At 62.3% G+C, this 22,442-nt stretch carries 20 protein-coding genes; 17 read left to right on the top strand and 3 right to left on the bottom strand.

Translation table 11 applies throughout. From position 1 onward, the window contains the following. Positions 1 to 122: 122 nt before the first annotated feature. Complete coding sequence (locus GM79_RS21575; protein WP_035567972.1) at positions 123 to 2,396, bottom strand: heavy metal translocating P-type ATPase; 2,274 nt, start codon at positions 2,394 to 2,396, stop codon at positions 123 to 125. A gap of 379 nt (positions 2,397 to 2,775) precedes the next feature. Here GM79_RS21575 and GM79_RS21580 point away from each other — a divergent pair, with 379 nt between their 5' ends. From GM79_RS21580 to GM79_RS21635, 12 genes are all read left to right on the top strand, one after another. Beyond that, a complete protein-coding gene (locus tag GM79_RS21580; RefSeq protein WP_035567973.1) occupies positions 2,776 to 3,264 on the top strand; it encodes a hypothetical protein in 489 nt (162 codons plus the stop codon). A gap of 242 nt (positions 3,265 to 3,506) precedes the next feature. Further along, the gene (locus GM79_RS21585) at positions 3,507 to 4,841 is read left to right on the top strand and encodes a hypothetical protein (RefSeq protein ID WP_035567974.1); all 1,335 of its coding nucleotides are present in this window, start codon (positions 3,507 to 3,509) and stop codon (positions 4,839 to 4,841) included. Positions 4,842 to 4,884: 43 nt separating this feature from the next. Continuing rightward, positions 4,885 to 5,673, top strand: a complete 789-nt coding sequence (locus tag GM79_RS21590) for a hypothetical protein (RefSeq protein ID WP_051719174.1) — start codon at positions 4,885 to 4,887, stop codon at positions 5,671 to 5,673. Between the two features lie 235 nt (positions 5,674 to 5,908). Further along, positions 5,909 to 6,379: a DUF305 domain-containing protein gene (locus tag GM79_RS21595; protein ID WP_035567975.1), complete on the top strand. Its 471-nt coding sequence runs from the start codon at positions 5,909 to 5,911 to the stop codon at positions 6,377 to 6,379. Between the two features lie 157 nt (positions 6,380 to 6,536). After that, positions 6,537 to 7,496, top strand: a complete 960-nt coding sequence (locus GM79_RS23455; RefSeq protein WP_051719175.1) for a heavy metal-binding domain-containing protein — start codon at positions 6,537 to 6,539, stop codon at positions 7,494 to 7,496. A gap of 48 nt (positions 7,497 to 7,544) precedes the next feature. After that, a complete protein-coding gene (locus tag GM79_RS21605) occupies positions 7,545 to 8,273 on the top strand; it encodes a DUF305 domain-containing protein (protein ID WP_035567976.1) in 729 nt (242 codons plus the stop codon). Between the two features lie 193 nt (positions 8,274 to 8,466). Further along, on the top strand, positions 8,467 to 9,015 hold the full coding sequence (locus GM79_RS25860) for a heavy metal-binding domain-containing protein (RefSeq protein ID WP_051719176.1): 549 nt from the start codon (positions 8,467 to 8,469) through the stop codon (positions 9,013 to 9,015). A 49-nt stretch (positions 9,016 to 9,064) separates the two neighbouring features. Then, positions 9,065 to 10,297, top strand: a complete 1,233-nt coding sequence (locus GM79_RS21615) for a TolC family protein (protein ID WP_035567977.1) — start codon at positions 9,065 to 9,067, stop codon at positions 10,295 to 10,297. A 1-nt stretch (position 10,298) separates the two neighbouring features. Continuing rightward, the gene (locus GM79_RS21620) at positions 10,299 to 10,910 is read left to right on the top strand and encodes a hypothetical protein (protein ID WP_035567979.1); all 612 of its coding nucleotides are present in this window, start codon (positions 10,299 to 10,301) and stop codon (positions 10,908 to 10,910) included. After that, positions 10,894 to 12,039, top strand: coding sequence for an efflux RND transporter periplasmic adaptor subunit (locus GM79_RS21625; protein WP_035567980.1), 1,146 nt, complete (start codon positions 10,894 to 10,896; stop codon positions 12,037 to 12,039). Before GM79_RS21620 ends, GM79_RS21625 begins: the two co-directional genes overlap by 17 nt. A gap of 206 nt (positions 12,040 to 12,245) precedes the next feature. After that, a complete protein-coding gene (locus tag GM79_RS21630) occupies positions 12,246 to 15,569 on the top strand; it encodes an efflux RND transporter permease subunit (RefSeq protein ID WP_035567981.1) in 3,324 nt (1,107 codons plus the stop codon). 121 nt (positions 15,570 to 15,690) lie between these two features. After that, on the top strand, positions 15,691 to 15,897 hold the full coding sequence (locus GM79_RS21635) for a heavy-metal-associated domain-containing protein (protein WP_035567982.1): 207 nt from the start codon (positions 15,691 to 15,693) through the stop codon (positions 15,895 to 15,897). A gap of 66 nt (positions 15,898 to 15,963) precedes the next feature. On the opposite strand, the gene GM79_RS21640 is transcribed toward GM79_RS21635, so the two are convergent. Beyond that, positions 15,964 to 16,620, bottom strand: a complete 657-nt coding sequence (locus GM79_RS21640) for a hypothetical protein (RefSeq protein ID WP_035567983.1) — start codon at positions 16,618 to 16,620, stop codon at positions 15,964 to 15,966. A gap of 98 nt (positions 16,621 to 16,718) precedes the next feature. Beyond that, positions 16,719 to 17,588: an SDR family oxidoreductase gene (locus GM79_RS21645; RefSeq protein ID WP_035567984.1), complete on the bottom strand. Its 870-nt coding sequence runs from the start codon at positions 17,586 to 17,588 to the stop codon at positions 16,719 to 16,721. Between the two features lie 180 nt (positions 17,589 to 17,768). Between GM79_RS21645 and rluF the strand changes: the two genes are divergently transcribed. The 5 genes from rluF to GM79_RS21670 all read left to right on the top strand — a co-directional run bounded on the left by rluF (position 17,769) and on the right by GM79_RS21670 (position 22,354). Then, entirely contained in the window at positions 17,769 to 18,788 is a 1,020-nt protein-coding gene (rluF, locus tag GM79_RS21650; protein ID WP_035567985.1) for a 23S rRNA pseudouridine(2604) synthase RluF, read from the top strand. A 75-nt stretch (positions 18,789 to 18,863) separates the two neighbouring features. Further along, positions 18,864 to 19,703 (top strand): hypothetical protein, encoded by an 840-nt coding sequence (locus tag GM79_RS21655; RefSeq protein WP_035567986.1) that lies wholly within the window; start codon positions 18,864 to 18,866, stop codon positions 19,701 to 19,703. Positions 19,704 to 19,768: 65 nt separating this feature from the next. Then, on the top strand, positions 19,769 to 20,743 hold the full coding sequence (rlmF, locus tag GM79_RS21660) for a 23S rRNA (adenine(1618)-N(6))-methyltransferase RlmF (protein ID WP_035568009.1): 975 nt from the start codon (positions 19,769 to 19,771) through the stop codon (positions 20,741 to 20,743). A 114-nt stretch (positions 20,744 to 20,857) separates the two neighbouring features. Continuing rightward, positions 20,858 to 21,370: a cold-shock protein gene (locus GM79_RS21665; protein ID WP_051719177.1), complete on the top strand. Its 513-nt coding sequence runs from the start codon at positions 20,858 to 20,860 to the stop codon at positions 21,368 to 21,370. A 138-nt stretch (positions 21,371 to 21,508) separates the two neighbouring features. Next, a complete protein-coding gene (locus GM79_RS21670) occupies positions 21,509 to 22,354 on the top strand; it encodes a DUF5694 domain-containing protein (RefSeq protein WP_035567987.1) in 846 nt (281 codons plus the stop codon). Positions 22,355 to 22,442 lie beyond the last annotated feature (88 nt).

Genomic DNA, 22,442 nt, shown 5'->3' on the forward strand with positions numbered 1-22,442 from the left:
ATTAAAAATGATGAATTAAAAATTAAAAATTAGTCCTGCGACTCCTGAATACAGTGGCGCTGCTACACGTGAATAGAGTGGCGCTGCTGCACGCAAAAACGCGCATTTTTAATTCAACATTTTTAATTTTTAATTGGAGCGAAGCTCCTGAGCCGCAGCGAATTGGTGAGTACCGATACCGAGCTCAGGGCCATGGCGCCGGCCGCCAGCATGGGCGAGAGCAAAATGCCGAAGAAGGGATAGAGCAGCCCGGCCGCCACCGGAATGCCCAGCGTGTTGTAGACGAAGGCGAAAAACAGGTTCTGCTTGATGGTGCGGATGGTTTGCCGGCTCAGCTCAATGGCCGTGACCACGCCCTGCAAATCGGAACGCATGAGCGTGATGCTGGCGGCTTCCATGGCCACGTCGGTGCCGCCGCCCATGGCCAGGCCAATGTCGGCCTGCGCCAGGGCGGGCGCGTCGTTGATGCCGTCGCCCACCATGGCCACGATGCGGCCCTCGGCCTGCAGCTCCTTCACTTTGCCGGCCTTGTCGGCGGGCAGCACTTCGGCAAAGTAGCGCGTGACGCCCACCTGCCCGGCCACCTGGGCCGCCGTTTGCGGGTTGTCGCCCGTCATCATCACCACTTCGATGCCCATGGCCTGCAGCCGCTGGATGGCGGCGGCGGATGTTTCGCGCACGGTGTCGGCCACCCCAACGAGGCCTACGGCTTGCTTATCCACGGCGACGTAGAGCACGGTTTTGGCCTGGGCCAACAGTTCATCGGCCTGCTGGCGCACGGCCGGGGAAAGGCTGATGCCGGCTTCGTCAAGCAGGCGGAAGTTGCCGATGAGCACCGCCTGGCCATTTACCGTGGCTTCGGCGCCCTTGCCCTCGATGGCCCGGAAGCCAGTGGCGGTCAGCACCGCCGCCTGCTGGGCCTCGGCGTAGCGCACCACGGCCTCAGCCAGCGGGTGTTCCGACTGCCGCTCCACGGCCGCCACTACCTGCAGCAGGGTGCTGGTGTCCTGGCCTGCGGCCGGGACGAAATCCGTCACCGCCGGCTCGCCGCGGGTGATGGTGCCGGTTTTATCGAGCAGCACGGTGTTTACCTGGTAGGCTTTTTCCAGGGCCTCGGCGTTGCGGATGAGCACGCCGTGCTCGGCCCCTTTGCCGGTGCTCACCATGATGGCCGTGGGCGTGGCCAGCCCCAGCGCGCAGGGACAGGCAATGATGAGCATGGCCACAAAGTTGACCAGGGCCAGCGGCAGGCGGGATTCTGCGGGAGCCAAATCAAACCACAATACGAAGGTGAGAATGGCAATAACGACCACCGTGGGCACGAAAATGGCGCTAACCTTGTCGGCCAGCCGCTGAATGGGCGCGCGGCTGCCCTGGGCGTCTTCCACCAGCTTCACAATCTGCGAAAGCATGGTATCGGCGCCCACTTTGGTCACGCGGAAGCGGAACGAGCCGGTCTTGTTGAGGGTGGCGCCGAACACCGGGTCGCCCGCTTTTTTCTCCACCGGCAGGCTTTCGCCGGTGAGCATGGCTTCGTCCACGGCCGAATGGCCTTCTTCGATGAGGCCGTCGGTGGCCACTTTTTCGCCGGGACGCACCACAATGAGGTCGTTGAGCTGCACCTGTTCGATGGGCACGTCCATTTCCTGGCCGTTGGAGCGCACCACGCGGGCGGTTTTAGCCTGCAGCCCAATCAGGGCTTTCATGGCCGCGGAAGTCTGGGTTTTAGCCCGCAGCTCCAGTACCTTGCCCAGCAGAATCAGGGCAATGATGGTGGCCGTGGTGTCGTAGTACACTTCCGGCATCAGGCCCCGGCTGGTGAAGAAGCCGGGCACCACGGTGGCGGCCAGGCTGTAGAGAAAGGCCGCGCCGGTGCCCACGGCAATGAGCGTATCCATGTTGGCGGACCGGTGCCGGAAGCCGTTCCAGGCCGAGGTGTAGAACTCGCGGCCGCTGTAGGCCAGCACGGGCAGCGTGAGCAGCAGCAGGGCGTAGTTGAGCCATTGCATGTTGATGCGCGCCATCATGGCGGGCCACAGCATAAGCATGCTCAAGGGCATGATGACGGCGGCCAGCCCCGCGGCCACCCAGAAACGGCGCTTGAGCTTGCCGTAAGCCAGGGTTTTCTGCTGGTCGATTTCGGCCTGGCGGTCGGCGGCGCTGGTGTCGGGCTTGCGCTCCGTGACGCCGTAGCCGGCCTGCACCACGGCTTCTTTGAGCGTGGCCGGGGTGGCCTGGGCGGGCAGGTAGTCGACGGTGGCCTTTTCGGTGGCAAAGTTGACCACGGCCCGTTGCACGCCGGGCGTGCGGCTCAGGGACTTCTCGACGAAAGACGCGCACGAGGCGCAGGTCATGCCTTCAATGTCGAGGGTTTCGGTTTTGGTGGTAGGTTCCATAAGTAAAGCAAAAAGGGAGCAAGGCAGGGGCAGCTTTGGCTGAAACCCAGGCTTGAAATCACGCAACAAAGGAACGAGCCACCAGTGCGAACCCTGGTACGGAATCCGACCTAAAACATGCAAAATTCGCACCGTGCCACTTTCAAGCCCAGCCAACAACATCTGACTCCACAGTTGCATAATTTGGCCCAGCGCCCTGGGAGTTGCAAACGGAGCGTAGCCGCAGATAAGGCCGCTGCGGCCATCCGATGCAACTTTTGGCCACAGCAACAGGAAGCCCAAGCGGCGCTGTGCGAAACTCTTTCAGCGTAACTGCAGTAATGACTGGGCCATTTGCGTCGTAACGTGTGCTTACTTTTGCGGTTGCTTAGTCCCCGTCATGTTCCGTAGCCTGTTCCCCTTCCGCCGTTTGCTGGCGACGAGCTTCCTGCTCGTCTTCGTCAACGTGTTTGCGGGCCAGTGCTACTGCGCCGGGATGCGCCAGGCGGCAGCAATTGGCTTAGCGCAGAACAAACCGGCCGCCCGGCCCGCCCCCATGGCACCGGGCCACGCCTGCTGTCAGGCCACGGCTCGCAAGGGCAAAGTGGCCACGCGCCCGGACGCCAAGCAGCAGCACCAGCAGAAGCATTCCGATAAGGGCGACTGCTGCAAGGACAAGTCGGCTACGCTACTCTCGTCGCTGACGACGCCGGCGGAGAAGCAGCTGTTTGCCCTCGCTCCGGCCCTGCTGCCGACGGCCACGGCCTTCCATTTTCGCCCCGCCGCGGGCGCGTGGAACCCGGCCCGCGCGGTAACCCTGGTGCTCCGGGAGCACCTGCCGCCCAAAATCCCCGACATCCGAATTTTCATTCAGTCCTTGACGGTCTGATTGGTTTGACGCGCTGAGGCTCGCCCCGGCATAGCATTGCTATGTCCCGGGGCGAGCCTTTCCGTTTGTCCGCCGCGCCGGCCTTTTGGGGGCTTTATTTCTTGGATTACCCTGAAAAGCTCCCGCAAACCGGCTGCCGGCTTGTCGCCGCGAGAACTACCGTAGGGGCTGCTAAGGCAGGCTTGGCTCGCAGCCACAATTCGGCACAGCCACAGCAATTCTTTCCTCTTTTTATTTTTACTATGAAATTTATTCCTTCAATCGCCTTTGCTTTTAGCGGGCTATTGCTGCTTGGGGCCTGCTCTTCCAGCAGCACCACCACCGAGCCCCGCAAGGAAGTCAGCTACATCCGCGGGCCCTACAACGCCGCGTTTTTCCGCCGGCACGGCGACTCCGAAGCCCTGTCGGCGGGCTTCCACTTCCACCACGGCCGCGAGCACGACGTGCTGCTGCAAACCAAGCTGGCCGACCGCGAAAAAGTGGACGCCGACTTCGACGCGGCCGTGTTCGACTTCGTGAAAAACCAGAAGTCGAAGGTGGGCCCCTCCATGGAGTTGTTTGGGCCCTACACGGCGCGGGTGATGTGGCGGCTGTTTCGGACCATTGACTGGACCCACCAGCACCACGAGCAGACCTACGACATCATGGCCAGCCAGCGCGTGGCCTGGGCCAAGAAGAAGGAATGGACCGACCGCGCCGTGAAGCTCTATTTGGCCCGCAATAAGGAGGTGGCCCGCTCAGTGGCCCCGCTCGACATTACCATGCGCCGGGCGGCCTGCATGATGAAGCCTTACTTCACCTACTACCGCAACTTCTACCCCAAGTCCAACTCCCAGGCCTGGGTGGCGCACTGGTGGCACCCGGCCATTTATGAGGCCCAGATGCTGAGCGGCAACGCCGCCGGCGGCCAGGAAGCGGCCATCAAGTCGGTGAACGACCTCATGTTCAGCGACGTGTACAAGAACCGGCCCCAGCGCATGATTCTCAGTCGCGAGCTGATGCCGCGCTACTCGCGCATGTCGCCGGAGTCGGCCAACATCTTCGACAACCTGCACATGCTCCACGGCCTGGCCTACGACATCCTCAGCTACGAGGGCTGGACCGAGCAGCAGCAGCGCGACGAGCTCTACCGCGTCATCGACGCCATGAGTTACCAGCCCGGCGACGAAAAATACGTGCGCAAGTTCGAGCTGCCCTACCCCGACGTGGACCTGCGCCAATACCCCGCCTGGATGGCCGGCCCGGAAGGCTCGATGTCGAAAATCATGATGGAAATGATGATGGAGATGATGCCGATGATGATGCCCGACCTGGCCCCGGACATGAAGGAGAAGATGATGGCGCAGTTCCAGATGAAGATGCGCCCCGGCATGGAGCCCGGCGAAACCGAAGGCTCGCTGCACGACGCCATGATGAAAATGATGCCCGGCATGAAGATGATGCCCGGCGCGCTGGAGCCCGGCAAAACGCCCGAAATGATGCGCGAGGCCATGCTCAAGGGCTGGCAGGAAAAGCACGGCAACATGCCCGACGTGCCGCCGCTCGACATGAGCCAGGAGCCCACGCTGGCCCGCTAGCGCCGGTGTCGTTTTTCCATTTCATCACCTGAATTATTCTTTTATGAACAAGTCATTTATCGTGCGTAGCCTGCTGCTGGCTACCAGCTGCCTGCTGGGCCTGGCCCCACTGGCCCACGCTCAATCCGACCAGATTAACCTCGACGCCGGCCTGCCTACCCGCCTCGAAGACGCCTACCCCACGGCCCGGGGCAACCGTGAGTTCCAGCTGCCCGTGCGCTACCAGCGCAGCCAGCAGGGCAACAACCTGGTAGAGTATACGCCCACCCTCGAATTGGGCCTTTTCCGCAACACCCAACTGGCCGTGTCCGTGCCCATCTACTCGGGCAACGGCGACCGGGGCGGCAGCGGCAACGTGCAGATTGGGGGCCTCTACAACTTCAACACCGAAGGCAAGTTCCTGCCCGCCGTGGCTCTGGCCGGCGCCCTCACGCTGCCCACCGGCCTGCGTAGCGAAGGCACCGATTACAACGGCCGCTTCATCCTCACCAAAAGCCTGTTCGGCACCCTCAACCGCCTGCACCTCAACCTGGCCTACTTCCACAACAGCCAGCCCGGCGTGCAGGCCGAAGGCAATGAGCTAAAAGTGGAGCGGCCCGACCGCCTCGCGCTGCTGGTGGGCTACTCCACACGCATCGCGCCGCAGTCGTCGCTGGTCGTGGATTTTGTGCGTGAGCAGCGCCGCTTCCGGGGCGAAATGGGTTCGTCGCTGGAGGCGGGCATTCGCCGCCAGATGAACCCGCGCCTGGTGCTGAGCCTCGGGGCCGCCGCCGGCCTGGGCACCGATGCCGACAAGTTTACGACCACGCTGGGTTTCCAGCACGCGTTTTAATGTCGGCCGGCACATGGGGCCGGCCAGTCATTTCCTTTTGCCAACCTTCTCCGCGTGAACATTACCCGTCAACCCTTGCTGCTGTGATGGAGCTGCTGGTTAATCACGAATTTTCAAAGTGATATCCGTTTGTCCTGCTGGCCCTCATTCAGGGGGTGCCCGGCCGGGCGGGCTGACTGCCCAGGCCAGGAGCTTGTCCTCGCTTATTCATTTTTCTAATTTTCTCCCGCTTTTTATGGAACACAAAAAACCTTATTCGCGCTTTTTCCTGATGCTGGGCACCTCCCTGGTGGCCATGTACGTGGTGATGTACCTCAACGTCTACGAGTGGGACCATGTGTATTTCAGCATGACCCGCCTGTACATGTCCCTGCTGATGCTGGTACCGATGACCCTGATTATGATGGGTTTTATGTGGAGCATGTACCCCAACAAGCAGCGCAATGCTCTGATTATGGGGGGCAGCCTGGCGCTGTTCGTGGTGGTCACCATTATGGTGCGCTCCCAAACCTTCATCGGCGATACGCTGTGGATGAGGGCCATGATTCCGCACCATTCCATTGCCATCATGGTCAGCAAGCGCGCCGACATCAAGGACCCCGAAGTACGCAAGCTGGCCGATGACATCATTGAGGCCCAGGAGCGCGAAATCAAACAAATGCAGCAGATGCTGGCCCGGCTCAAGCAGGAACGGGCAGCGCAATAAGCAACTTACACTGGCTCGTCCTCAGCCTTGGCGCATCGGCCGGGCGGGGCACCGACGCCGACAATTTTACGACCACGCTGGGTTTCCAGCACGCATTTTAATTCTTAGGTGGCGGTAGTCTTTACCGTTGCCGAAACTTCATCTTTCGACCTTTTTTATGAACCGCATTCCACTTTTTCTGCTGGCCAGTGCCAGTCTGTTTGCCGTTGCCAGCTGCTCCTCCGACTCCGCTTCGAGCAGCGCCACCAACACCGTGACCACGCCCACCAACGGCCCGGCCGCGGGCACCGCCGACCACGCTGGCGGGCACATCTACGCCTGTCCCATGCACCCGGAGGTGACCAGCACCAAGGCGGGCGAAAAGTGCCCCAAGTGCGGCATGAACCTGGAGCACAACGACCAGGTCAGCAACGGCAAAATCTACGACATGAAGCTGGTGCCCACGCCCATGCAGCTCACCGCCGGCCAGCCCGCCACGCTGGCCTTCACACCCCGCGAAACCGGCAACGAGGCCGCGCCCGTGCCGCTGGCCGTGGTGCACGAGAAAAAAATTCACCTCATCATCGTGAGCAAAGACCTGGGCCAGTTCTACCACGAGCACCCCGAATACACGGCCGACGGCGACTACAAGGTGCAGTACACCTTCCCAAAGGGCGGCGACTACGTGCTGTTTCAGGACTACACGCCCGCCGGCAGCGGCCACCAGTTGGGCCGCCAGCCCATCACGGTTAAGGGCGCGGCTTATGCACCGATGAAGTTTAAAAACGACGACATGCAGTGGGACAAGGACGGCTACCAGGCCACGCTGGCCTTCGACAAGGCCCTGACCACGGGCCAGCTGCTGGGTATGAAAATCACCATCAGCAAGGATGGTAAGCCGGTGACGAATCTGGATAACTACCTCGGCGCGCTGGGCCACGTGGTGGTCATCAGCGAAGACACCCAGAACTACCTGCACGTACACCCCAACGACCAGGCCGACAAGGGCCCCAACATCGGATTCAACACCAACTTCGAGAAGCCCGGCTTGTACCGCGTGTTCCTGCAGTTCAACCACGCCGGTGCCATTCACACCGGCGACTTCACCATCAACGTGAAGGCCCCGGCCGCCAGCTAGGCGCGCATTTCTTCACGCATTGTTTCACCTGCTTCCCAACCAAATTCCATGAATAAGTTCCCTTTTTTCCTCGCGGCCCTCTGCTCGAGCACCCTGCTGCTGGCCAGCTGCAGCAACGACAAAACCGCTGACACCACGGCCACCGATACCAACACCGTGGCCATGGATTCGGCCACTTCCGGCGACATGGCCGGCATGGACCACTCCAGCATGGCCGGGGGCAGCATGGCCGGCGCTTCGCCTCTGATGGCCTCCATGAACGACATGATGGCCAAAATGGACGCCATGAAGATGAAAGGCAATACCGACCACGACTTCGCCCACATGATGATGGAGCACCACAAGGGTGCCGTGGCCATGGCCGACATCGAGCTGCGCGACGGCAAAGACGCCACCATGCGCCAAATGGCCGAGAAATTAAAGGCCGACCAGCAGAAGGAGCTAGCCGAAATGGGCCCCATCGCGGAGCGCCTCGACAGCGCCCCGACCAACTACAAGCCCCAGGACCCAACCGACCCCTTCACGGCGCAAATGAAGACGAGCATGGCCCACATGATGGGCAACATGCCCGCGCTGGTGGCCGATGCCGACATGAACTTCAACATGATGATGACGGTGCACCACCAAAGCGCCATGGACATGGCCGAAGCGGAACTGGCCCATGGCAAAGACACGCGGCTCAAGGAATTGGCGCAGCAAATGGTGAAAGAGCAGAAAAATGAAATCGAGCAGTTCAAAGCCTGGCACGCCCGGAACGCTGATAAAATGAAAATGTAGGCTCCGACGAGCCTGTGAAAAAGAACGTCATGCTGAGCGGAGCCGAAGCATCTCTACCGCCCCGCAGTGAACTCGTGCGGTTGACGCGAGAGCGAAGCGGTAGAGATGCTTCGACTCCGCTGCGCTTCGCTCAGCATGACGTTCTTTTTCAATTCCAAGTACCTCCGATTCAACAACCCCAATTATTCCTCCCATGAAATTCTCCCTGATTCTCGCGGCCGCTATGGTTGCCACTGCTTCTTTCGCGGCGCAAGCCCAGCACAGCCACAAGCCCGGCGCGGCGGCCCACGGCCACAAAGCGGCTGGCGAAACCCACGCCCACAAATCTCCCCACGGTGGCGTGGTGCGCACGGCCGGTGCCTACCACCTTGAGCTGGTGCAGCAGGCCGGCGAAGTACACGTGTACCTGCTCGACGGCAAGGAAGCCACGATGGCCACCGCGGGCACCACCGGCTCGGTGATGATGCTGACCACGGCCGGCAAAACCAGCACCGTGGCCCTGACGCCCGCCGGCGACCATCTCGTGGCCCAGGTTCCGGCCGGCACTACCGTGCGCACGGCCATCGTGAGCCTCAAAGCCAGCGGCAAGTCGCTGAGTGCCCGGTTTGAAAAACTGGATGCGGCGGCCAAAACCAGCAAGGCCTCCGCGGCCTACACCTGCCCGATGAACTGCGAAGGCTCGGCCAGCGACAAGCCCGGCAGCTGCCCCAAGTGCGGCATGGCCCTCGTGAAAAAGTCGTAAGGTTGGGGGTGAATTAAAAATTAAAAATGAAGAATTAAAAATCGCCGAAATGAAGAAAAAACTCATTTTTAATTTATCATTTTTAATTTTTAATTTTCTGATAATCTGCGGATTAGCTCAGGCCCAAACCACCATCAGCCTCGACAGCGCCGAAGCCCTGACCTTGCGCCGCCACCCGCGGCTGCGGCAGTCGGACCGCGAGATTGAGGAGCAGCGCGCCCTGAAGCGGGGCTCGTTTGCGCCGGCCAACCCGGACTTCCTGTTCTCGGCGCCCACGGGCGAAATGTGGGCCCCGGGCGTGGTGCAAACCATTGACTTCCCGAACGTGTACCGGCGGCAGCGCCAGGTAGCGCAGGCCGGCATCACGCTGGCCGAGCGCAACCGCGCGGTGAGCCGGGCCTCGGTGCTGCGCGATACGCGCCTGGCTTACCTGAGTTTGCAGTTTGCCGAAGCTCAGGTGCGGCAGCTGACGTACCAAGACAGCCTGTTTCGGGCGCTGCGGGTGGCCACCGAGCGGCTATTCGCGGCCGGCGAGGTCACGTCGCTGCAGCGCATCAGCACCGACGCCGAAGCCCGGCAGGTGACCGTTCAGCTGCAGCAGGCCACCGAGGACCGGCGCGCCGCCCAGCGCCGCCTGGGTTTGCTGCTGGGCCAGCCCACCGCGCCCCTCACCACCAGCACCGACCTGCGCCGCAGCGGCCCGGAGCTGGCCCAAACCGGTGGGGCGCTGCTGGGCAGCCTGCCCGCCGAAGACAGCGCGGCCCTGGGGCGCAGCCCCACGCTGGCCGCCGCCACCCAGAACGTGGCCCTCAGCCAGTCGGGCATCAGCCTGGTGCGGGCCCGGCGCACCCCGGCCCTCACGCTGGGGTACCAGAACCAGGCCTTTGAAAACTCGGCCCTTCGGTACCGCTTCCAGTTCGGGGTGTCGGTGCCCATCTGGTTCTGGACCTACCGCTCGCAGCTGCAGGCGGCCACGGCCCGCAGCGAGGCGGCCGGCTACCAGCTCCAAACCCAGCGCCTGGAGCTGAGCACCCTCTACCAGCAGGCGCTGGCCGATACGCGCAAGTTCTCGGCCGCGCTGGGCTACTACGAGCAGACCGGCGTGCCGCAGTCGCGGGCCATCATCAGCCAGTCGCAGCGCCTGTTCCGGGCCGGCGAAATCAGCTACCTCGTCCTGATTCAGAGCCTGAACCAGGCCTTCACCATTCAGAATACCTACCTGACCACCATCCGCGACTTCCGTCAGGCCCTCATCGAACTTAACTACCTGCGGGGTGAATAACATGAAGCAACTCCTGATTTTGCTGCTGGGCTTATTGCTAAGTGGCACCGCGTACGCCCACGGCGGCGAGGACCACGGCGACGGACCCAAGGCCGGCACCCCGGCCGGCGCTACCTCGTTTTCGGTGGCGGCCCTCTCCGAGCAGTTCGAGGTGCTGCTGCGCTACGAGCCGCTGGAAGGCGGCCAGCCCGCCGACCTGCGCCTGTTCCTGTCGGACTACGCCACCAACGCCCCCATCAAGGGCGCGAAGCTCACGCTCACCAACCCCGAGGATGCCGCGCTGAAATGGGCCGTGACGGAGCAGGAGCCCGGTATCTACCTCGTCGAAGGCCAGTTTCCGGCCAACAAAACCTACAGCTTCACGGTGAACATCGTGGCCGGCGAACAGGCGGACCTGATGCTGCTGGAAGGCATTAACGTGGGCGAGAAGCTGCCGGTAGCGGCCGCGCCGCCGGCCGTAGCTACTTCGCTTTTTTCCTCCTGGAAAACCATTCTGGCCCTGGTCGGCGCTTTCGTACTCGGCATCGGCCTGACGGTCCTGCTGATGCGGCGTCGGCGCACGGCCGCTCCTGTTTCCACCTCCAGTTCCGCAGTCTATGAAAACCACGCATAAATTCCTCGCCGTGACGGCCGCGGCCGGCCTGGTCCTGACCGTGTTGCTGCCGCCCCCGGCCCTGGTGCAGGCGCACGGCGGCGAAGACCACGGCGGCGAAGCCAAAGCCAGCACCGGCGTGGCCCTCACCGACGAAGTGCTGCTGCCCAAGGAAAGCCAGTTTCTGTTTGAAGTGCGCACCCGCCTGGCGGCCTTTTCCACCACCTACAGCCGCGCCACGCTCTACGGCACCGTGTCGGCCGCGGCCGGGGGCGAGGGCCGTATTGTGGTGCCGCAAAGCGGGCGCATCGTGAGCCTGGCCGCAAAAGTGGGCCAGCAGGTGCGCGCCGGCCAGACGCTGGCCGTGGTGGAGCAAACCCTGGACGCCACCCAGCAAATTGGCCTCAGCACCGAGCGGGCCAACGCCCAGGCCGAGCTGCGCGCCGCCCAGCAGGACTACGCCCGCCTGCAAACCATTGCCGACATTGCCGCCCGCAAGGATGTGGTGGCCGCCGAGCTGCGCCTGCGTCAGGCCCGCCAGAACGCTAGCATCCAGAACGGCCAGGCGGGCCAGCGCCGCGTGAGCATCACCTCGCCAGTGAGCGGCACCGTGGACGTGTTCAACCTCGCCGTGGGCCAGCAGGTGAGCCAGGGCGACGAGCTGTTCCGGGTCATCAACCCCGGCAAGCTGCGCGTGGAGGCCCAGGTGTTTGCCCAGGACTTGGCCAAGGTGACGCCTGGGGCCGTGTTCCGGGTGGAAGGCCTGCAGGGCCAGGCGGGCGTGCCGGCCCGGCTGGTGGTGTTCAGCAACGTGGTGAACCCCGTGAACCAGGCCCGCCAGCTGGTGCTGGAGCTCGACGCCCCCGCCGGCAGCGCCTACCGCGCCGGCCAGGCCGTGAACGTGCAGGTGGTGGGCCAAACCGGCGGCGGCACCCCGCAGCTGGTGGTGCCCACCTCAGCCATCACCGACCTCAACGGTAAGCCCGTGGTGTTTGTGCACACGGAGCCCGAACGGTTCAAGATTCGCTACGTGCAGCCCGGCGCCGAGAACGGCCAGCAAACCGTGCTGCTGCAGGGCCAGGTGAATGAAAACGACCGGGTGGTCACGGCCGGCACCTACCAGCTGAAATCCATCTACCTGAATCAGTAGAACGACCAACTCCCCTCCTCAGATGAGGAGGGGATGTCCGCGCTTCAGCGCGGACGGGGGTGGTTGACCTCGTTGCACGACACCCGAACGAACCTGACGCCAGTCGTTCAACGACGTCCCTCCGGTGGCACCACCCCAGCCGCGCCTTCGGCCCGGCGTCCCCTCCTCATCTGAGGAGGGGATTTTCGTCCAGCTTGTCCACTATCATGCTTGATAAAATCATCCGCTTTGCCCTGCAAAACCGCCTGCTGATGCTGGCCTTCGCCGTGGGCTTGCTCATTGCCGGCACCTACACGGCCAACCAGCTGCCCGTGGACGTACTGCCCGACCTCGACCGGCCCCGCGTAACCGTGTTTCTTGAAGCCCCCGGCATGGCCCCTGAGGAAGTGGAGGCCCTGGTGACGCTGCCCGTGGAAACGGCCCTGAACGGGGCCACCGGCGTGTCGGCGGTGCGCTCCAACTCGGCCATTGGTCTGGGCATGGTGTTCGTGGAGTTCGATTACGGCACCGACATTTTCACGGCCCGCCAGATTGTGAGCGAGAAGCTGCAAACTACCGGCGAGCAGCTGCCGCAAGGCGTCACGCCGGTGCTGGGACCCATTTCGTCAGTCATGGGCCAGATTATGCTGGTAGGAATGTCAATTAAAAATGAAGAATTAAAAATTAAAAATGACTCCCTAACAGATTCGGCAGGCTCCCCCTCTCTTTCGGAGAGGGGGCCGGGGGGTGAGGCGAACCGTCCGAACGCCGCCCGCACCAACGCCGCCGACCTGCGCACGCTGGCCAACTACACCGTGCGCCAGCGCCTTTTGTCAATTCCCGGCGTGGCTCAGGTCATCCCCATTGGGGGCGACAACCTGCAGTACCAGGTGCTGCTCGATATGCCGCGCCTGAACGCCACCGGCCTGACGGTGAACCAGGTGGAGGAGGCATTGCGCAAGTCGAACCTGAACACCACGGGCAACTTCTTCGACCGTAACGGTTCGGAAGTCCTCATCCGCAACCTGGGCCGGTTGCGCTCGGTGGCGGATATCGAGAACATCATCGTGGGCTACCGCGAGCAGTCGCCCATCCGGGTGGCCGATGTGGCCAAGGTGGAATTTGGGGCGCGCTTTAAGCGCGGCGACGGCAGCGTAAACGGCCAGCCCGCCGTGATTCTGAGCATCGAAAAGCAGCCCGGCGCGGCTACCGTGGGCCTGACCGAAGCGGTGGAAAAAGCCCTGGTGGAACTCAAGCCTTCGCTGCCCAAGGACGTGCAAGTGAATACCCGCCTGTTCAAGCAGTCGGAGTTCATTGAGTCCTCGATTTCCAACGTGGAGGAAGCCTTGCGCGACGGCGCCATTCTGGTGGTCATCGTGCTGTTTGCCTTCCTGCTGAACGTGCGGACCACCTTTATTTCACTGGTGGCCATTCCGCTCTCGCTGCTAGTTACAGCGCTGGTATTTAAGGCGGCCGGCATCAGTATCAACACCATGACGCTGGGCGGACTGGCCATTGCCATCGGTGAGCTGGTCGACGATGCCATCGTGGACGTGGAAAATGTGTACCGGCGCCTGCGCGAAAACAAGCAGCGGCCCGACCCGCAGCCGGTGCTGCGCGTCGTTTATTCGGCCTCGTCGGAGGTGCGCAACTCCATCGTGTACGCCACCATCATCGTGGTGCTGGTATTTCTGCCGCTGTTTGCGCTGGAGGGCATGGAAGGCCGCATTTTCGCGCCGCTGGGCATTGCCTACATCACGAGCATCGTGGCCTCGCTGTTCGTTTCGCTTACCGTTACGCCGGTGCTCTGCTATTACCTGCTGCCCGGCATGAAGCAGATGGACCACCCCGAAACCGACGGCGGGCTGGTACGCTGGCTCAAGAAAAAGGATACCCGGCTGCTGGGTTGGGGCATGCGGCATCCCAAGCTGGTGCTCACCTCTGCGGCCCTGCTCTTTATGATGGCCGTGGCCATGGTGCCTTTCTTCGGCACCGAGTTTCTGCCGCCCTTCAACGAAGGCTCGCTGACGGTGAACTTCTCGGCCCCGGCCGGCACCTCGCTCACCGAAAGCAACCGGCTGGGCACGCTGGGCGAGCAGCAGATGCTCAAGATTCCGGAAGTGGCCTACACGGCCCGCCGCACCGGCCGCGCCGAGCTCGATGAGCACGCCGAATCGGTGAACAATTCGGAAATCGAGGTGGCCTTCAAGACCGAAGCCGAGCTGGAGAAGGAGGGCAAAACCATGCGCAGCCGCGACGAAATTCTGGCTGACATGCGCGAAAAGCTCAGCCTGATAACCGGCGTGAACGTGAACATCGGCCAGCCCATTTCCCACCGCCTCGACCACCTGCTGAGCGGGGTGCGGGCCCAGGTGGCCATCAAGGTGTTCGGCAACGACCTGCTGGAGCTGCGCCGCTACGCCAACGAGGTGCGCGACGCCGCCAGCACCGTGCCCGGCGTGGTCGATTTGCAGGTAGAAAAGCAGGTGCAGATTCCGCAGCTGCTGATTCGGCCCAAAGACGACGCGCTGCGCGCCTACGGCATGGGCCGCGGCGAGCTGGTACGCGACCTGGAAACGCTGTTTCAGGGAACCGTGGTCTCGCAGATGGTCGATGGCCAGAAGCGCTTCGACCTGGTGGTGAAACTGCCCGAGGAGCAGCGCAACGACATGGCCGCCATCAGCCAGACCCGCATCGAAACCCCCAGCGGCGCGCTGATACCCGTGAGCCAGGTAGCGGAAATAACTTACGAGCCGGGACCCAACACCATCAACCACGAAAACACCCAGCGCCGCATCACCATCTCGCTCAACGTGGCCGAGCGCGACCTGGGCTCCACGGTGCAGGAGATTCAGGCCAAAGTGAGCCAGCAGGTGAAGCTGCCGCCAGGCTATTACCTCACCTACGGCGGGCAGTTCGAGAGCCAGCAGTCGGCCTCGCAGAAGATTCTGTGGCTGAGCTTATTCTCGCTGGCCGGCATCTTTCTGGTTTTGTTCTCGCACTTCAAGAGCAGCTATATGGTGGGCCAGATTATGCTCAACATTCCGCTGGCGCTCATCGGCTCGGTGGTGGCGGTGCTGCTCACGGGCGGCACGTTCAGCATTGCCTCGCTGGTGGGCTTTATCACCCTCACCGGCATTGCCTCGCGCAACGGCATCATGATGATTTCGCACTACATCCACCTCGTGGAGCACGAGGGCGAGCAGTTCGGCATACCCATGATTATCCGCGGCTCCTTAGAGCGCCTCGTGCCGGTGCTGATGACGGCCCTGGTGGCGGCGCTGGCCCTGGTGCCGCTCACGCTGGCCAAAGACGCGCCGGGCAAGGAAATCCTGTATCCGGTGGCCACAGTGATTTTGGGCGGCCTGCTCAGCTCCACCTTTCTCGACATCATCGTGACGCCGGTGGTGTTCTGGCTGGTGGGCGAAAAAGCCCTGGCCCAGTACTTCGCCGCCCACAGCGAAACCGGCCTCGACGCCCACCCGCAGGAGCTGGACGCCGCGCCCCTCAAGCCGGCCGGCGACCAGAACCCGGGGCTGCCCACGCGGTAAAAGAGCCAAATAATGGCTGTCAGGAACTCAATTTTGTACCCGCATCGGCGCACGCGCCGCTACTTTTGGCTGTTTCTATTTCAACCAACCCGCCCGCTTCGGGCCCCTCTATTTCAACTCCATGAAAACGCTCCAATTCAAAACCAACATCAACTGCAACAACTGCATTCGGGCCGTAACGCCCACCCTGAACGCCGAAACTGCCATCACTTCCTGGCAAGTCGATACGGCCAACGCCGATAAAATCCTCACCATCACCGGCGACCTAACCGAAGCTCAGGTTGTGGCGCTGGTGGAAGAAGCTGGTTTCAAAGCCGAAAAGGCGTAGCGCTAAACCAAAAAAGAAGCCCGTTCCAATGCTGGAGCGGGCTTCTTTTTTTGAGAAAAGCAGTGCTTAGAACAGCGGCTTCTTCACTTTCTTGTTGCCGTCTTCGTCAATTTTGATTTTGGTGCCGTCGGCCAGCTTCACCTTGCGCGAGCCGTCGTCGCTCACCTTCACCTTGGCGTCGTTCAGGTACTTGGTTTTGCGGTTGCCCTCGCCGTCACGCTCCAGCTTTTTCACGCCCGAGCCCTGGCCCACGCTGCTGGTGCCGGTGCCGGTGCTAGCTGTCACTACGCGAACCGGAGCCACCGTGTACGGGCCGCTGCCGTAGCTGGCGCGGTTGGCGGAGTAGGTGTTGTAGTAGTCGGGGTTGTTGAGCGTGGTGCGCACCTCCTCGTCGGCGCGGTCGTTGGTTTCGCGCATGGCCAGGTAGCGGCCCGTGGTGTCGGTAGAGTAGCGGGTTTCGAGCTCGCCCAGGGTCCGGCCGCGGGTGTAGTAGGTCTTTTCGATGCGGGTCACGACCACGGTGTCGGTCAGCTTCAGGTCTTCGGCCACCCGGGCAGCCAGGCGGCGGGCCTCGTCGCGGGCCAGCACGTCATCTTCCGTCACCACGGCGGTGTTGGAGTCGGTAACGGGCGTGGTGGCAACAACTTCCGTCGTTTTTTCCTGCGAGCAGGCGGCGGTGGCCAATGCGGCGGCGGCCAGCAGGCCGAGAATTTTAGTGTTCATAATCTTGCGGGTTGAGTAACCATAAATGGCCATGTAGCCATTTTCAGGCCCTGATACGGCGGCACTGGTTCAGAGGTTCAAAACGGATACGGCGCAGCCTAGGCATTCACCACCGAGCCGCCGTTGGGGTGCAGCGTCTGGCCCGAGAAGTAGGAAGCGTCTTCCGAAGCCAGAAATACGTAGGACGGGGCTACTTCGGAGGGCTGGCCGGCGCGGCCCATGGGCACGTCGTGGCCGAAAAGCGGCAGTTTCAGCATGCCGATGCCAGTGATAAATGGCGTCCAGATGGGGCCGGGCGCCACGGAATTCACCCGAATGCCTTTTTTGATGAGCTGCAGCGACAGCGCGCGCGTAAAGGCCGTGATAGCGCCTTTGGTAGACGTGTAGTCGAGCAGCATCTCGTTGCCCTTAAAGCCGTTCACCGACGCAGTGTTGATGATGGAGTCGCCTTCGGTGAGGTGCTTGAGGGCCGCCCGCGAAATGCGGAACATGGCAATAATATTGAGGTTGAAGATGCTGTCGAGCTCCTCGTCCTTGATTTCTTCAAGGGTGTCATGCCAGTTCTGCTCGGCGGCGTTGTTCACCAGAATATTCAGGCCGCCCAGCTCGGCCACCGTGCGGTCTACTATTTCCTGGCAGAAGGCGGGCTGCTTGAGGTCGCCGGGCAGGAGCAGGCAGCGGCGGCCGTAGCCGCGCACAATTTCCTGCACCATCTCGGCGTCCTGCTGCTCGGTGGGGAAGTAGCTGAGGGCAATGTCGGCGCCTTCCACGGCGTAATGCACGGCCACGGCCCGGCCAATGCCGGAGTCGCCGCCCGTGATGAGGGCCACTTTGCCCTTGAGCTTGTCGGCCCCTTTGTAGCCCTCCCGAATGAACTCGGGCGCGGGGGTCATCTTGTATTCCAGGCCGGGGTTGCCAGCGCCGGCATCTTGTTTTTGGGGCGGGAAAATAGTGGGCTTGTCAGACATCAGATAGGTAATTGGAAAGGAATGTCTGATTCCTAACGGGTCTGCCCGATGCTGGTTGCGCCCCGTGACGATTTTGCCCGGCGGGGGCTGCACTTGCCCAGGGCGTACCTTTGGGGCATCCGTTCCGGCGGTGGCGCCCGCGCCGCTTCGGTTTCGGCGCATCACTCAACTTCTTGCCCAATGCCCCCCATCACCTCCACCCGCCTCAATAAATTCATCAGCGAAAGCGGCTTTTGCTCCCGCCGCGAAGCCGACCGGTTTATCGAGCAGGGCCAGGTGCTGCTCAACGGCAAGCCGGCCCAGATAGGCGACCAGGTGGGCCCGCGCGACCGGGTGAGTGTGAACGGCCACAAGCTGGAGCCCAAACAGGCCGAAGACGCGGTGTATCTGGCTTTCAACAAGCCCGTGGGCGTGACCAGCACTTCCGAACCGGGCGTGCGCGGCAACATCGTGGACTACGTGAACCACGCCGCCCGCGTCTTCCCCATCGGCCGCCTCGACAAGGACTCGTCGGGCCTGATTTTCCTGACCAGCGACGGCGACATCGTGAACAAAATTCTGCGGGCCGGCAACAACCACGAGAAGGAATACCTCGTGCAGGTGAACCGCATTCTCTCCGACCGCATGCTGGAGGAAATGTCCCAGGGCATTCCCATGCTAGGCACCGTCACCAAGCCCTGCCTCATTGAAAAAGAGACGCCCTACATCTTCCGCGCCACGCTGGTGCAGGGGCTGAACCGCCAGATTCGCCGCATGGTGGAGCATTTTGGCTACGAAGTGGTGAAGCTCGAACGCGTCCGCATCATGAACGTGACGGTGAAGGGCCTGCCCGTGGGCGACTGGCGCGAGCTGACCCCACCGGAGCTGGCCGGCATTATGAAAATGGTGGCCAAGTCCAGCGGCACCGAAGAAGCCTCGGGCGGCCGCCGCCGCTCTACCCAAACTGCCGCCCCCAAAACGCCCGCCGTGGACCGGCGCCCCAAATCCGGCCCGCCATCCCAGAAAAACCCTTCCGCCAACGGCTGGTGGGGCCCCCGCCCCGAAAAAGCCGCCGGCCCCGGCACCAGCAAGCGCCCGGCCAAACCCGGTAGCAGCAGCGGCTCAAAACCAAAGAACAGCGGCCCCAACAAGCTGGGCAGCCGCCCCCCCGCTCGCGGCAACGCCGGAGGCCGCAGCAAAGGCCCGGCCCCAAGACGGTAAGCGTCTTCAACAAAGCCAGCACTCGGTAGCTCGCAGCTGGAATCAAACCCATTCGTTTCGGGGTTAGGTTTGTTGATGAAGCACTTTCTACTACTCGCGCTGTGGCTGTGGCTGCCCGGGATGGCGAGGGCCCTCGCGCCACTGGAGCCCCTGCAGATAGCCGAGCAGTTTGTGGCCCCGGCCGGCTGGCCCGAAATGCGGGACTACCTCTGCTGCGAAGCCGCCGGCCAGGCCCGGCGCGAAACCCTGGGCCAACAGATTCCGGCCCGGCTGCGGCGCGTGTGCCAGCTGGTGCAGCAAGGCGCCGCCACTGCCGTGGTAGCCGTGGAGCTACGCGACTCTGTGGACCGCCGGGATTTTTACCTGCACTTCAGCAAGGAAGGCGGGGCCTGGAAGCTGCTGGCCATCCGCAACCTGGCCATGACGCACCTGGGGCCGCCCATGGTGGAAATCCTGTCGGGCATGAAGCCCGCCGAAGTAGCCGACTACGACCAGAAACACCCCGACGCCAGCCACGCCTTCACCCTGGGCAACCTGAAGCTGTGGACCAGCGCCGACGCCGACATTGCCGCCCACTTCGCCCGCAACCAAGCTGGCTTCCAACAGCTCCTGCGCCTGGTGCAGAAGGGCCGGTACTTTGCCCCGGCCAAGCCCGCGGCCGCTCCCACCGGCGAGCAGGCCGCCAACGCCAACCCGGCCGTGCACGCCCTGCTCCGCCAGCTGTTTCTGGCCCAGGTCACGCGCCGCGAAACCGACTGCACGGGCTGCCTGGAGTTCGTTATCGGGGGCAAGGTGAGCAGCACGGTGGGCCTGCTCTACCAGCCCACGGCCGCTTTGCTCCCCGCCATGACGCCTGACCGCCTCATCGTCCTCAAGCCCTTGGGCGGCGGCTGGTATCTGTACAAAACGGTGTGAGCCGCACGGCCACCAACCGTGCCACGGCTCAGGCTGGTACCTTTGTGGCCTCAATGCCCCGCCCCATGAAGCCACCGCTCCCCGCCGCCCCCCTCGAAAAAGACCAGCTGCACCCGCGCAACCCGCACCGCGCGCCCTACGATTTCCCGCAGCTCAGCCAGGTCAGCCCCGAGCTGGCCGCTTTTGTGCAGCCCAACCAGTACGGCAACCTGTCCATCGACTTTGCCAACCCCACCGCCGTGAAAGCCCTGAACCGGGCCCTGCTGCGGCAGTTCTACGGCATCGAGCACTGGGACATTCCCAAGGGCTACCTGTGCCCGCCCATTCCCGGCCGGGCCGATTACGTGCACTACCTGGCCGACTTGCTGGCCGAAAGCAACGGCGGCGTGCTGCCCCCCGGCGAAGAAATCACGGTGCTCGACGTGGGCGTGGGCGCCAACTGCATCTACCCCATCATCGGCCGCCGCGAATACGGCTGGCACTTTGTGGGCTCCGATGTGGACGGCGTGGCCGTGCGCGCCGCCCAGCAGATTGAGGCGGCCAACCCCGCCCTGGCCGGCGCCATTGAGTGCCGCCTGCAGCCCGCCCGTACCCGCATTTTCGACGGCCTCATTCAGTCCGGTGAAGTATTTGACCTCACCATGTGCAACCCGCCGTTTCACGCCTCGGCGGCGGCGGCGGCGGCTGGCAGCCAGCGCAAAACCACCAACCTGGGCACCGCCCGCGGCCCCCGCCCGGCCCTGAACTTTGGCGGCCAGAACAACGAGCTCTGGTGCGAGGGCGGCGAGGCCTCGTTTATCCGCCGCATGGTGCAGGAGAGTGGCCGGCGGCCCCGCTCCTGCTACTGGTACACGTCGCTGGTTTCAAAAAAAGAAACCCTGCCTGGCGTGTACAAGGCCCTGAAAACGGCCGGCGCCACCGCCGTGCGCACCATCGATATGGCCCAGGGCCAGAAAAAAAGCCGCCTCGTGGCCTGGACCTTCCTCACGCCTGCCCAGCAAGCCCGGTGGCAGGCGGAGCGGTGGGCAAGTATTCAGTAGCTTACCTAACAAACGCACCTTAATATTGCGTATCTTCGTAATAATCCACTCCTCTGTTTTGTTCCTCTACTTGAATTAGGAAAAACAGATACAACGATTTAGCAGCACAACACTATGGGTAGGTCACAAGAGACTTTTGGTAAGAAGGACAACGAAAAGAAGCGCGCGAAGAAGAAAACCGAGAAGGAAGAGCGCAAAGCCGAGCGCCAGGCTAACGCCAAGGCCGGCCAGCCGCTGGAAGAAATGTTTGCGTACGTAGACGAGGATGGCAACATCTCGGCCACGCCGCCCGACCCCAAGAAGAAGCGCATCATCAAGGACGAGGACATCCAGATTGGGGTGGCCCGCCGCACCGATGACGACAACGAAGACCCCGTGCGCAATGGCATTGTGAGCTTTTTCAACGATTCCAAGGGCTACGGTTTTATTAAGGACCAGCAGACCCAGGAAAGCATTTTCGTGCACGCCAACGGCTTGGCCGGTGGCCCCATTGGCGAAAACGACAAGGTGACGTTTGAGGTGGAAATGGGCCCCAAAGGCCCCAACGCCGTGCGCGTGAAGAAAGCCAGCGCGACGCCTCCGCCCGCGCCTGCTGCTCCCGCGGCGCCCGCTGCCCCTGCCGAATAACGCAGGCTAACCATTGCTGCAAAGAGGCTGATACTCCCGAAGTGTCAGCCTCTTTGCGTTTCGGCCAACAGGTGGGCTCGGGCGCTTTGCCAGTACAAGGCACTTCTTACTGACCGGTACTTTCGTAACCTTGCGCCTATGAAACACTTTTTTCTCTTCCTTCTATCGTTCGCTTTTGTTACTACGGGCTTTGCACAGTCCAAAAAGAGCGACATTCTGCTGCTGGGCACTTTCCACTTTCATAACCCGGGCTCTGATGTAGTCAAGGTTAAAACCTTCGACGTGATGACGCCCAAGGTGCAGGCCGAACTGGAAAACATCACCCAGAAAATCAGCGTTTTTCATCCCGATAAAATCTTCGTGGAGTGGGCCTGGGACGAGCAGAAGCAACTGGATGCGCTCTACAGTGCCTACCTCAACGGCAATTTCGAGCAGCACGTCACGACTACCTACCCCAAAGCGCAGCACAATTTTCTGTTGAAAAGCGAAATCATTCAGCTGGCCTTTCGGGCGGGCAAAAAGACGAAGCTGACCCGGATTCACGCCCTCGACTACCGCAACGTCTCCCTGCCGTTCGACAGCGTGATGAATGCCATGAAGGCCGCCAACCAAACGGCGCTGATGCAAAAGGTGCAGGATGCCACCAGCGAGCTGGAAACCAGTCAGAACAAGAAAATCGAGAAATTCACGCTCACCCAGCTGCTACTGGACACCAACACCAAAGAAGAGCTGGCATTCAACAAATCCCTCTACATCGACATTCTCAACCGGGCGGGCAAAACCGACAATTTTGCGGGCGCTTTTCTGGTGTCGGAATGGTACCGCCGCAACCTGTACATGTACTCCCTGGTGCAGAAAAACATGACGGCGCCAGACAGCAAGGCGCTGGTGCTGGTGGGCTCCGGCCACGCCGCCATGATGAAGGAATTTATCGAATCAGACCAGCAGTTCCGATTGAAAGAGCTCAAAGACGTGCTGAAATAAGTCGCCCGTAGCTACCCGCAGCAACGGGGTTTCTGCATATCGGTTACCCCATTCTGACTCACTTATCAGCGCGGGTTAAGGCGCTCTG

The organism is Hymenobacter sp. IS2118, from assembly GCF_000715495.1.
Lineage (GTDB): Bacteria > Bacteroidota > Bacteroidia > Cytophagales > Hymenobacteraceae > Hymenobacter.